The organism is Pleurocapsa minor HA4230-MV1, from assembly GCA_019359095.1.
Classification (GTDB): Bacteria; Cyanobacteriota; Cyanobacteriia; order Cyanobacteriales; family Xenococcaceae; genus Waterburya; species Waterburya minor.
Genome location: JAHHHZ010000027.1, coordinates 112177 through 124580 on the forward strand (window position 1 = coordinate 112177; position 12404 = coordinate 124580).

General features: G+C 36.9%; 13 protein-coding genes and 1 other RNA gene. 6 read left to right on the top strand and 8 right to left on the bottom strand.

The annotated features are described in order from the left end of the window. The first annotated feature begins 27 nt into the window (after positions 1 to 27). Positions 28 to 921 (top strand): DUF3365 domain-containing protein, encoded by an 894-nt coding sequence (locus tag KME09_19320; GenBank protein ID MBW4536091.1) that lies wholly within the window; start codon positions 28 to 30, stop codon positions 919 to 921. A gap of 6 nt (positions 922 to 927) precedes the next feature. Here the strand turns inward: KME09_19320 and KME09_19325 are convergent, their stop codons facing one another. The 4 genes from KME09_19325 to KME09_19340 all read right to left on the bottom strand — a co-directional run bounded on the left by KME09_19325 (position 928) and on the right by KME09_19340 (position 4479). Beyond that, complete coding sequence (locus tag KME09_19325) at positions 928 to 2118, bottom strand: serine/threonine protein kinase (protein ID MBW4536092.1); 1191 nt, start codon at positions 2116 to 2118, stop codon at positions 928 to 930. Between the two features lie 312 nt (positions 2119 to 2430). Beyond that, the gene (locus KME09_19330) at positions 2431 to 3384 is read right to left on the bottom strand and encodes a glycerate kinase (GenBank protein ID MBW4536093.1); all 954 of its coding nucleotides are present in this window, start codon (positions 3382 to 3384) and stop codon (positions 2431 to 2433) included. Positions 3385 to 3519: 135 nt separating this feature from the next. After that, entirely contained in the window at positions 3520 to 3873 is a 354-nt protein-coding gene (locus KME09_19335; GenBank protein ID MBW4536094.1) for a DUF565 domain-containing protein, read from the bottom strand. Positions 3874 to 3882: 9 nt separating this feature from the next. Then, the gene (locus tag KME09_19340; protein ID MBW4536095.1) at positions 3883 to 4479 is read right to left on the bottom strand and encodes a DUF3611 family protein; all 597 of its coding nucleotides are present in this window, start codon (positions 4477 to 4479) and stop codon (positions 3883 to 3885) included. Between the two features lie 201 nt (positions 4480 to 4680). Between KME09_19340 and rnpB the strand changes: the two genes are divergently transcribed. The 4 genes from rnpB (at position 4681) to KME09_19360 (ending at position 8072) form a co-directional block, all read left to right on the top strand. Further along, an RNA gene (rnpB, locus tag KME09_19345) (RNase P RNA component class A) lies at positions 4681 to 5076 on the top strand. A gap of 23 nt (positions 5077 to 5099) precedes the next feature. Then, on the top strand, positions 5100 to 5846 hold the full coding sequence (gene rnc / locus KME09_19350; GenBank protein MBW4536096.1) for a ribonuclease III: 747 nt from the start codon (positions 5100 to 5102) through the stop codon (positions 5844 to 5846). Positions 5847 to 5906: 60 nt separating this feature from the next. Beyond that, positions 5907 to 6584: a response regulator transcription factor gene (locus KME09_19355; GenBank protein ID MBW4536097.1), complete on the top strand. Its 678-nt coding sequence runs from the start codon at positions 5907 to 5909 to the stop codon at positions 6582 to 6584. A 30-nt stretch (positions 6585 to 6614) separates the two neighbouring features. Next, positions 6615 to 8072 carry a HAMP domain-containing protein gene (locus KME09_19360; protein MBW4536098.1) on the top strand — a complete coding sequence of 486 codons (1458 nt, stop codon included), beginning with the start codon at positions 6615 to 6617 and terminating at the stop codon, positions 8070 to 8072. Positions 8073 to 8086: 14 nt separating this feature from the next. Here KME09_19360 and KME09_19365 read toward each other — a convergent pair whose 3' ends face one another. From KME09_19365 to KME09_19380, 4 genes are all read right to left on the bottom strand, one after another. Beyond that, the gene (locus KME09_19365; GenBank protein ID MBW4536099.1) at positions 8087 to 9358 is read right to left on the bottom strand and encodes a proton extrusion protein PcxA; all 1272 of its coding nucleotides are present in this window, start codon (positions 9356 to 9358) and stop codon (positions 8087 to 8089) included. A gap of 124 nt (positions 9359 to 9482) precedes the next feature. Then, a complete protein-coding gene (locus KME09_19370) occupies positions 9483 to 10151 on the bottom strand; it encodes a carbonic anhydrase (protein ID MBW4536100.1) in 669 nt (222 codons plus the stop codon). Positions 10152 to 10212: 61 nt separating this feature from the next. After that, complete coding sequence (locus KME09_19375) at positions 10213 to 10506, bottom strand: P-II family nitrogen regulator (protein MBW4536101.1); 294 nt, start codon at positions 10504 to 10506, stop codon at positions 10213 to 10215. Between the two features lie 3 nt (positions 10507 to 10509). Beyond that, positions 10510 to 11607, bottom strand: coding sequence for a sodium-dependent bicarbonate transport family permease (locus tag KME09_19380; protein ID MBW4536102.1), 1098 nt, complete (start codon positions 11605 to 11607; stop codon positions 10510 to 10512). A gap of 327 nt (positions 11608 to 11934) precedes the next feature. Here KME09_19380 and trxA point away from each other — a divergent pair, with 327 nt between their 5' ends. Further along, positions 11935 to 12261 (top strand): thioredoxin, encoded by a 327-nt coding sequence (gene trxA / locus KME09_19385; protein MBW4536103.1) that lies wholly within the window; start codon positions 11935 to 11937, stop codon positions 12259 to 12261. Positions 12262 to 12404 lie beyond the last annotated feature (143 nt).

The window sequence follows — 12404 nt, forward strand, 5'->3', positions numbered from 1 at the left end:
TAAACTATAAAAACTGCGATAGATCAAATGTATAAAAATCTTAAATTAGGGTTTAAGCTCAATATTCTTTTAGCAATAATTTTATTATCGCTGACTATAGCAATGGGACTTGTTTTATCTAGAACTCTGCAAAATTATGCCGAGCAGGTGATTGTCGATGAAGCGTCAATGCTAATGGCAACCATGAATTCAGTTCGTAATTATACTGATACCCAGGTTAATCCCGAACTGTCAGCTCGTCTGGAAACAGAACAAATTTTTTTACCCCAAACAGTTCCTGCTTATTCTGCTAGAGAAGTTTTTGAGCATTTACGTTCTGAAGAACAATATAATCAATTTTTTTATAAAGAAGCAACCCTTAATCCAACTAATCTTCGAGATAAGGCAGATGAGTTTGAAGCTGAAATTATCCAGTCTTTTAAAGATACTTCTACTAAACAAAAACAGGGTTTTCGTTCAATTCCTGGAGGAGAAATTTTTTATATTGCTCATCCTTTAAAAATTGAAAAAGAAAGTTGTTTGCGCTGTCATAGTACACCAAATATAGCCCCTGCAAGCTTAATTACCTCTTATGGTAGCGATAATGGTTTTGGTTGGAAACTTAATGAAATTGTGGGAGCACAGATTATTTCTGTACCATCTAGTCAGGTTTTTGATGAGGCTAGGCAGCTGCGTTATTTGTTAATTGGTAAGGTAGTGATCTTTTTGCTGCTAGCTAGTATTCTACTTAATTTATTTCTCAAATTTGCGATTACCGACCCGCTAAAAAAAATGTCTTATTCTTCTAAACAGCTTAGTATGGGAGATATGGAGATTGAATTCGAGCAAAAGACTAACGATGAGATTGGTATCTTAGCAGCCTCCCTTAATCGCTTAAAAGTTAGTTTAAAAATGGCAATGGAAATGTTAGAAAATCAATAGCTTTGACTAAATCAACCGCTGTTTAAATTCTTTTGCCTGCTGAGAATTAGGTATAGTTTCGGCTAATGAATTGCAAAATTCGCTTTTGCTCATGTTCGGATTTTGCTTAATTATACGTTGACATATAATATTTGCCATGGGACCAATAAACTCGGTTAATTCTTGACGACAGCGTGCGATAAACTCAGGAGTTACCTTGACGTTAAAGCTAGACGATAATATTGTCGTAGTAGCAGTGTTAGCCAATGATTTTTCAGCTAGAGAATGGTCGGAAATCTCATCAAACTTCTCATCTAAAACCTGTAAGCTGGAATCGATCCCAACCGCTGCTTGAAAAATTGCTCGACTATCAGAGGGTCGTTGCGCAGGAGAAAATGCCATCATGCGATCGATTAAATCAACAAATTCTGGAGCAATATCTGGTACGGCAGAATCCCAAATCAATTTTTCTTTAATTGAATCATAAAATGTAGCTGGGTTTTGAGCAGTCAAAAGGTAGATCATCGTACCACCCAACGCATAAAAATCTGATTGCAGTACTGCTTTGCCTCTCGCTTGCTCAATCGGCGTAAAGCCTTGGGTGATAACTTGTGTAATTTCTCCTTCTACCATCTTCTGTAGGTAGCTTTGGGTTACTTCCCTAGCCGTACCAAAATCAATTAAAGCTAGACAGCCATTGGAACGCAACATAATGTTTGAGGGTTTTATATCTCGATGAAAAAAATTTTTGTTGTGTACTTGTTCCAGAAGTAAAGCTAATTCCGCTAGCCAACGTAAAGCTCTTTTTGGTTTAATCGGCAAATTGCCACGTTGTTTGATATATTCATTAAGGTTTAATCCCTCAATTTTCTCCATCACCAAACAATGTAAAGGTTCTTTTCTACCTACGGCAAAATAGATAAAATACCCATCTAAGTCCGTTTTAGGTATACCAGGATGATTGAGCATCCCTAACACCTGAGCTTCCTGTTTAAATAGCTCTACATATTTAGGATGATTGTCAATTAATACTTTGAGTACCCAAGGACGAGAATTTAAATCTAATATTTCATAAGTTGTGCCAAATCCACCTTGACCCAGTTCTTTAACTACACGATATCTTCCGTCCAACAGTAGTTCTGAGCTACATTCCTGGCAAAAAATTAGGGTGTCTGAATTATGTATTTTTTTACATTCAGGATTAATGCATAGACTCATGAGCTTTAGTTAAAAATATTAAAGAAATATATTTTAGTTGGTTGAAATCTAAACATAATCAGCATAAACAAGAAGTTTAATTCCATGTTACCAAAAGCCAAAAGTTCAATTAATCATGAGAATAACTTTTGAGGCTGTTTAAGAATAGATCTAGATCAAGCGATCCGTAGGCTAGGCGCGTCCTAAAGGATTAGCTCCTAACGTCGCGTCACGCGGAGCTAGTGCTAAAGCACATTGTACCCTTGTGGTATACCGCTACGCATATCCTTTAGGGGAGCCTAATCGCCAATTGTCTATACTCAAATATGTTTCCTATTTGGAATGACTATAAATTCTGCCCAAACTGCGATCGCTTTTTATTTCCACTACTAAATCAGTATGACTAAGTAAAGGCTTAATAAACAATTCTGGATGAAGAGCTTTCCAGAAATACTCGACAAAGCGATCGATCTCCTCATCACTCATCCCCGATTTGCCAAGAGCAATCATTTTATGTTCGGCATCTTTGCGCCATTGTTTACTGAGACGATAATCTTCGGGATTTAAAACGATCAAACTGTCTAATTTTGACCATAGAGGTAAATATGCCTGAAGACGCTGATTATTATCTCTAGCAAACTGCCGATCTTGTTCTGTAATTATCGGTGCAGGACAATGATTAAAAGAATCTAGTTCTAAAGGCTGTACACCGACAAACCAACCTTCAAACAAGAGAAGATCGGGTTTTGCTATGGCTTCTGGAGTAGTGCGATCGCCTGCACCATTAAATGCCGATTTATCAAACCGAGGTAGTAAAATCTGAGCAGGACTATTTTCTTCTAAGCACTGTTCAATTACCTTAAGACCCAAAGCTAGATCGTGTGTACCAGGAGGGCCTCGCCAGAGTAATCGTGGATCTTGCTGTTGTAGCGTTTGTCTTTGAGGGTAGGTTAAGTAAAGATCGTCAAGGGAAAGGGTAGCAACGGAAAAACCGAAATAACTCAGTATATGTTGAAGAATGATACAGAGGGTTGACTTACCTGTTCCTTGGCTGCCCAAAATTCCTTGAACAAAAGTCCGATTTAACTTTTGTCTTGCTGTAGCCAAATCTAATGCGATGGGTAGCCATAATTTTTCTAAGGTAGAGACAATAGCATCTTGCTCTTTAAATCCAAAACTGTGACAGACTGACGTAACTTCAACCAAAAGCTCTGCATAAAACCTAGACTCCTTACCCTGAACAATAAGACTTTCTAGTTTAAAATTATCTGCACTCTCCTGGTTCATGTTCAATAATTACTGATTACTGTTCATTGCGACGCGAAGGACGCGAAGCTAATCCTTTAGGGCTAGTCCTTTAGGGTTCACTGTTCATTGCTCATTGTGACGCGAAGCTAATCCTTTAGGACTCACTGCTCATTGTCAAGATCCTATTTTGAAGGCTTCCAAAAACAGACTATAGATCAAACCAATCTTAAATAAATTCAACGCCTCAATATACAGCGATCGCCTTTTAGGTAATGCGCCTTTTTCCTGACGGTTGGGACGACTATAAACCAACTTACTAACAAATTCGGTAAATATAAATAAGATAACTGCTGCGGAAACATCCCAAACCGCAGCCGCTCCAGCAGTTGTGGAAATTGCCGAACCCATAAAAAAACCTAGGAGAATGCTAATCAAGCTTAAAGAAATGCGTCGCCAAGGATTACTAAATAATAATTCTAAGCGATCGCCTGTAACTGCTACCAAAGAATTAAGCCGAGTACGTTGCATGATTAATTACTATTTATCAATACGACTATAAATCCATAAAGAACTTACCAATCCAGTACAATGAGCCAAAATAATGCTGAAGCAGGCTTGAATAATAAATACATCTAAAGAATTTACAAATTCGGTGTTTTGTTGATTATTAAAAACTTTTGCAGGATCGAAAGCTAATGTTTTAGAAAGTACTATGCCTGTAATTGTTTCTCCACCTATAACACTAATAATTATGCCAACAATACTGGTAATAATTGCAATTTGAATGATTTTAATCGTGGCAGACTTCTTTGGTGGCGTAGTGTTGGGTCGAGAAAACTGACTCGCCATTTTGCCATATCTAAAAGTAATGCATATTCCCACAACTAGACAAATCAGTCCGCAGACAGCACAAAATAGGCTAAAACCAATACCAGGGTTGCTTCTTTCTGTTTGATTGACGATCGCCAAAGCTAAGGTAACACTGGATACAACTCCCAAGACCAACTGCGTCCAAAATCCCGCTAATCCAGACCAGCGTAGTGCTTGGGCTACTCGACGTCTGCGTTCCGATTGAGGCAGAGTTGCAGATTTGCCAGTACCAGAAAAAGGGGTAATTTCTGATTCTTTGGGCATAGTTAAAATTCTCCTAAATAAGTAATAGCCATAAATTTAGTCAGTTCAAAGGAAATTTATTAATTATTACAATTTTAATCAACAGTTCAATTAACTAGTGATAAATAATCCACAATGCTCGGCAAGAGCTAGGTAAATTTTAACCAAGTTAGACAATTGTTTGAGATTACATATCAAATAATAATAGACTAGATAGACAAGAGAGTTGGCGAGGTGGTTGCAGATTTGTCCTAGAGGCAAATTTGAGGAAAGTCCGGACTCCCAAAAGACCAGACTTGCTGGATAATTCCCAGTGCGAGCGATCGCGAGGATAGTGCCACAGAAAAATACCGCCGTGTAGGGGTTGTTCATGAACTATCCCTACAGGGTAAGGGTGCAAAGGTGCGGTAAGAGCGCACCAGCAGTATCGAGAGGTACTGGCTCGGTAAACCCCAGTAGGGAGCAAGGTCGAAGGGATTAGGGTTGGTCTTTTTCCCATCCCGACCAAGGAGAACCGCATGAGGTGTTTGGTAACAAGCATCCTAGATAGATAACTACCCTTGAATCTAGGTAACTATGATTCGAGAACAGAATCCGGCTTACGTTCTAACTCTCTTTATCTTTCGTATTGTCTCTACTTAATGTTTGAAGATCCCAGAAGGCAAAAACAATTGCAAACTCTAGCTCAGAAGCTAGGATTATCTGCTCACACGCCGATTGACTGGTCGTTGCTAGATTTGGCTTTGACTCATCCTAGTGTGTCTCGAACCCACAACTACGAACAGCTAGAATTTGTGGGAGATTCAGTCATACGTTTAATTACTGCCGAGTTACTGCTGGAAGTTTATCCTCAAGAGTCCGTAGGGGAATTTGCTGCGGTTCGTTCCATCTTAGTCAGCGATCGCGTTTTAGCTCAACTAGCGGAAAGTTTTGGGATTGAACCTTATCTTTTGATTGGGACTAATGCCACAGGTAATCCTACAGGGAGACAATCTTGGTTAGCAGATGCTTTTGAAGCTCTATTAGGAGCGCTATATCTAAGTACGCACAACATGGATCTGATTCGTCCTTGGCTAGATCGAGCTTTGCAAAAGAAGGCGGTGGAGGTGATGAATGATCCTGCTCGCTTCAATTATAAAGATGCTTTACAAGAATGGACTCAGGGAAAATATAAAATTTTGCCAGAATATAAAGTAGTAGAGAATAAGCAGCTAGATTCAGTTTTAAAGCTAGCTAGTAATAAATCATCTTGGCACGACCAGCGTTTTGTGGCGGAAGTTTGGTTTCAGGGCAAATTATTAGGTACGGGTTATGGAAGATCGAAAAAGGCTTCAGAACAAGCTGCTGCTAAGGAAGCTTTTTTAGCAATACAGAATAAGGATAATTAAACTACTGGTCATGTTAGTTAACCGTTTAAAATAATCTAATCGATTATTGTAGGCTAATTTATGCGGGTTTTATTAGTAGAAGATGAGTTGGGAATCGCTCAGTTTATTACTCAAGGTCTGAAGGAAGTAGGCTACATCATAGACAGAGCTGAAGACGGTCAGGCAGGTCAAGATTTGGCTGAAGCTTACGAATACGATCTGATTATCCTCGATATTATGCTGCGGAAAGTTAATGGTTTACAGTTACTCAAGAAAATTCGCTCGGCAAAAAATATAACTCCTGTGTTGTTGTTAACGGCTAGAGATACTGTAGAAGATCGGGTACAAGGATTGGATCTTGGTGCAGATGATTATCTAGTTAAACCTTTTGATTTTTCTGAATTATTAGCTCGTCTGCGAGCCTTGCAACGTCGTCCCCCGTTACAGTTTGATACAGTTTTAAAGGTTGGAGACTTGGTTATGGATACTATTAAAAGAGAGGTACGTAGAGCAGGCAGATTAATCGCCTTAAGCCCTTTAGAATATAATTTGCTTGAATATTTGATGCGCAATAGCGATCGCGTTTTGACTCGAACTCAAATTGGCGAGAAAGTTTGGGCGCTTGATTTTTGCAGTAGCTCTAATGTAGTAGATGTTTATATTGGCTATCTGCGACGCAAAATTGATAAAGGTTTCTCTCAAGCTTTAATTCATACTAGTAGAGGTGTTGGTTATTGTTTGAAGACGGATGTAAATTGAGCCTTAATCTTCATCATTTGTCTATTTTACATGTTTGAAAGCTTAAGACTATTTTGGCGAGCAAAAAGATCTTTAAGAGTGCGTTTAACTGCTTGGTATTTGTTGCTGTTAGGCGGTACTTTGATGATCTTTAGTGGTTATTTATATCTACAGTTAAAATTCAGCTTACTGAGTCAATTGGATACTACTCTCAAAGTAGCTAGTACAGAGATTTTGACTAACTTAGTTGTCCAAAATGAGCGGATTAACTTTAGCGATACTGAGCAGTTTTGGTCTAATCAACAACAATTGACCAGTGCTGGCTTTTCGGCTCGAATTATTGCTTCAGATGGTACTATTAGCGATGGTTTCGGCAATTATCAAACTATCAAGATTCTATTGCCTCACAAAAAAGGTTATCAAAAATTAAGTACACAAGATCAAAAATGGCGCACTTATAATCTACCATTAGCGATCGCCAACTCGAAAATTAGCGAAACAACTTGGGAGCATAATCGACCAATCCAGTGGTTACAGGTAGCTCAATCTTTAGAACCCGTAACTAAAGCCTTAGCTCATCTTTTAACTTTGATCTTATTTGGCTTTCCCCTAATCTTATTTTTTGCTAGTTTGGGCGGACTATTTTTAGCAGATCGTGCCTTGAGTCCGATTAATCGAATTATTCGCACCGCCGAAGCAATTAATTCAGACGATTTGAGTTACAGAATTAACTATCAAGGAGTATCAGATGAAGTGGGACGTTTGGCAATGACTTTTGATCGGATGCTCAATCGAATTGAATTAGCTTTTGAACATGAACGGCGTTTTATTGCTGATGCTTCCCATGAGTTGCGCACACCTTTAACTGTAATCAAAGGAAAAATTGGCGTGATTTTAAGCCGTCAACGCACTCCTGCTGAATATGAAACTGTCTTACAGGAGTTGAATAGTCAAACAAATCGTTTAATTCGTCTGACTAATAATTTATTATTTTTAGCCCGTTTAGAACAAGAACAACTTCAAGGAAAAGAAGATTTGCTCAAAGTAGATTTAAGTAGTTTACTTGAGGTTTTAATTGAACAAATTCAACTAACTGATGAGTATGAAATCGATCTTCAGGCTGAGATTATACCTAATTTATTTGTTTTGGGTAATTCTGACTTATTGACTAGTTTATTTTTAAACATTTTGGACAATGCAGTCAAGTATACCCCGCCTGGGGAGCAAATTCGCTTAACAACTAAGCTAGATCAGCAACAAAAACAAATTATCGTGGCGATCGCTAATACTGGAGTGGGCATTGCAGCAGAAGATTTACCTTATTTATTTGACCGCTTTTACCGTCTTAATCGCGATCGCGCTAGCCATAATCAAGGATCGGGTTTAGGTTTGGCGATCGCTGCTTTAATCACTCGTTATCATGGAGGTCAAATTGCTGTAACTAGCCAAGATGAACTAACTACTTTTGAGGTTGTTTTACCTAGTGATGCTAGTAATTTTTCGGCTTAAAAGCATCAAGTACTTTATTCATTCATGTTTTTGAGGGTGGCTACAGCAGAAGGAGAAATACGGTTGAGATATCTAAAGATCCAATATTTTAAGATTGTATCGAGAATAACGGGAAAAGTAGCAATAAACAAAAATATCGCACTATGATTGGGTTGAACTCCTAAATGGCTGGCTAAGCCTTCTAGAATAACTTCCCAGCCGTGAGGGGAATGGAAACCAACGAATACATCTGTAAATAGAATAATTAAAAATGCTTTGGCACTATCACTTAAGCCATACATAATATCGTCCAAGAAACTTTTAATCGCCGTAATGCCTCGGCTATTAGTTAAAGCCACAATAACGAAGGTAAATAAACCTAATAAGTCGGCAAAAACATTGCTGATAGAACTATTACTTTTATGGCGAAATTCTACTGCTAATTCGTTAACTTTTTCCTTTAATTTTTCCTCAATAATTTCTGGAGCAATCGCTGGAACTATACTGAGTAAATTATTAAATTTTAGTTCTTCTTCAAAATTTTGTAACTCTTTAAAAGCTTCTTCTTTCATTTCTAAATTAATAAAAATCTCTGAATGATGCTCTTTACGATAATTTTCTACTAAAGGTAATAGAAAAAACTGTTTTGATATTTTTTGCGTTATTAGAGGAATTATAATTAATAATAAAAGACAGCGAATAGCTGCTTGAGTAACTCGCCTTTGACGACGAAAATTTTGAATCACTTCTACTTCACTATCACTCTTAAGATCGGTCTTAATCTTTTGGAAAGTTCTACCAAGCGATCTTGGCAAAGCTCCTGTTTTTTGGGTAATTGCTGGAACTTTGGTCAAATTATCTTTACCCTGAGTCTGGCTGTCAATTTTGATTTCTAATTTTTCGATAGTATTTACTTCAGAAACAATCGGCAGCTCAATATTATTTTCTCGATGTTCATTTAACACTTCTTCAATTAAAATAATTTTTGACCAATAACCTTGATCATGATTATTTAAAAAAAAACGACTAACTTTAAATTCTGCTAAGTTTACTTTAATACTTGTTAGATATCTATCTATATCAGACTGCAAATAATTCAAGATAATATCTTGATTATTTTCCATTTTAGTTTGGTTTTGGGACGTAGCATAATCTGCTTTTAAAGATTTAATACTCAAAGCAGCTAAGTAAGCTCTTTCTAAGGCTCTAGCTGGAGTATTAGTAAACCATTGATAGCTATTCTGAGAATAAGTAAGTAGATTATGCAGAATAACTTCTGTTTGATGATTATCTAAAGAGTTTTTCACGATACGATTAACTTAATTTTTGTTTATTTTATTTTTTAAAAATATGCTCTAACTTAAATTATATTTTTTTCTGCTCTCAAATATTAGTATGTGTTGCGTATAAATATGTCTTTTAAACTTAGTATTAATGAATAAATGGTAGTGGATTGGGAATTGGAAATGGCCCAGAACTTAGTAGACAAAACTTACTACAATCCGAATCATAGGCATTGATTTTACCAGTTTCAATTTCATATATCCAAGCATGAAGGGATATTTTTCCTGCTCGCATTTTAGAACGAATTACAGGATAAGTTTCTAGATTTTCGATCTGAGTCAAAACATTTTCTTCAACAGCTATTTTTAACAACTCCTCTTCAGTGCAATTAGCATAATTTTCTTTTAACAAACGTCGAATAGACTCACCATGATGTTTTAACCAGTCATAAACTAAAGGCATGTCATCATTTAATTTATTAAGCTGTAAAAGGGCTTTCATACTACCGCAATGAGAATGTCCACAAACAATAATATGTTCAATGTTTAAAGCAGCAACTGCATATTCAATTCCTGCACCCTCACTACTATTGAGAGTTCCATGAGCTGGAATCATATTGCCAATATTGCGGATCACAAACAGTTCCCCTGGTTTTGTTTGAGTTAGTAAGTTAGGGTCAATTCTCGAATCAGAACAGGTAATAAATAAAACTTCTGGAGTTTGTTTGAGAGACAATTCTTGGAAAAACTTTTGATGAGTATCAAAATAGTTATTTTGGAATTGACTTAACCCTTGAATAATTTTGTTAATAGGCATAAATAACTCTATAAATTGCCATATTATCTTTAAACCACAATAATATTTGCCGACAAATCGTTCAATGATTAATCCAAGCTGCTTCTGTAACTAAACAGATTCCACCAACTTTTTTTAGAAGAGGCTTAATTTCTTCGGTCAAAAAATTTAGCTGTTTTTCATTCGTGCAAACGGTCAAAATATAAGCGTTGCTAAATACTCTGTCGAGATCAATATCGGTGAAACCGCGATCGCCTTTTCCAGTTGTGTTATCAATCACGGTATAGCCCGATACACCGACTTTTTCGAGTATTTTTAGCACGCGCTCAAGTTTTTGACTACTAATGATGATTTCTACTTTGTGAACTGATTGCATTGTTTAAACAAATAAATGTTTGATTATTTCTAAATAAAGCGGAATGCCAACAATAATGTTGAAGGGAAAAGTAAGAGCCAACGCCATAGAAACATAAAGACTGGGATTAGCTTCTGGGACAGTCATTCTCATCGCTGCGGGAACGGCAATATAAGAGGCACTAGCGCATAAAACTGCAAACAATAAAGCGTCGCCTTCTGTAAAACCCAAAACTTTGGCGATCCCAATTCCAATTAAGGCATTAATGACTGGAATAAACACAGAAAAGCTAATTAAAAATGTACCAGTTTTACTTAAATCTTTGATTCTTTTAGCAGCCACTAATCCCATGTCTAATAAAAAGAAAGTTAAAGCACCATAGAAAATACCTTGAGTAAATGGTTCTAGTTTTGTCCAGCCCTCTTCTCCAGTTAAAATGCCAATAATTAAACTCCCAATTAACAGAAAAACTGAGGCATTCAAAAAAGCTTCTCTTAAAACTTGACCCCAAGAAAAGTCAGATTGCTCTTGGTTAATTTTATCCTTCTGAGTAGTAGGAAATGCTGCTGAGGGAGTACCAGTAGCAGATGAATACTGATATTTACTTTCGCCATTGTATTCAGGTTCAAATTTTGGTGAGGAACTACTTAATTCCTTTACTGGAGCAAACATTTTAACCAAAATAATACCCACAATAATTGCAGGAGATTCCATTAAAGCTAATGCAGCTACCATATGTCCACCGTAAGGAATTTGGAGCTTTTCCAAAAAAGAACTCGCCGTAATAAACGTCACAGCACTAATTGAACCATAAGTAGCAGCGATCGCCGCAGCGTTATAGCTATTAAGCTTAGTCTTTAAGATAAAAAAGGTATAGATTGGCACTACACAAGCCATGACTATTGATGCTAGTAAAGTGAGTGCAATGTTTAAATTAATGCCACTTTCTGCTAATTCATGACCACCTTTAAAACCAATCGCAATTAAAAGATATAAAGAAAATAGTTTAGGTAGAGGCGCAGGAATTTCCAGATCAGATTTAGTAAACACGGCGAGCATCCCCAAAAAGAAAAACAACACTGGGGGATTTAGTAAATTAAATAAAATTAGACTGCCATCCATAAGTTGCTCTTAGCTGATTTATTGTGACAATGTTAGTTTACAGATCTCCAATCAAGATAATCCAAAGTTTGTAAGAAAATAATGAGAGAATTCTAAGAATTTTCTTATAGAACAGGAAATACCTAGGTTTCCTCGGCTTATTCCACTTTCACAGGAGACGCTATCTGAAAAGTAATAATGCTCAAATATTTGGTACAGGAGCAAAAATTTTTGGGATCTCACTCTTAAGATGTAAAGTCTAATTGCTTTAGATCCTGTTGAACATTGACCGTGGTAGAATCCTATATTATTGAAAAGGATTTATGATAAGTAAGGACTTAAGTAAGTATGTCATCATCAGCCGCGCCAGTAACAGATGCTAGTTTTCCTGAAGAGGTTCTAGAAAGCTCAGTACCAGTTTTAGTAGACTTTTGGGCCCCTTGGTGCGGGCCATGCCGCATGGTTGCGCCAGTAGTCGATGAAATCGCCGAGCAGTACGACGGGCAAATCAAAGTTGTCAAGTTAAATACAGACGAAAATCCCCAAGTTGCTAGTCAGTATGGTATTCGTAGCATTCCTACTTTAATGATCTTCAAAGATGGTCAACGAGTAGACATGGTAGTGGGCGCAGTACCCAAAACTACTTTGGCAACTACCATCGAAAAGTATCTTTAAATTTAGATATTTTTAGTTTGTCTCACAATAATTACAGCTCGATAGCTCTAGCAAATTAGATTAAAGATTAAAAATTTAGCTAGAGCTAATCAAAAACAAAAGCCAATTCTCAAGATTTGAACAGCAAAATCAAGAGTAACAAC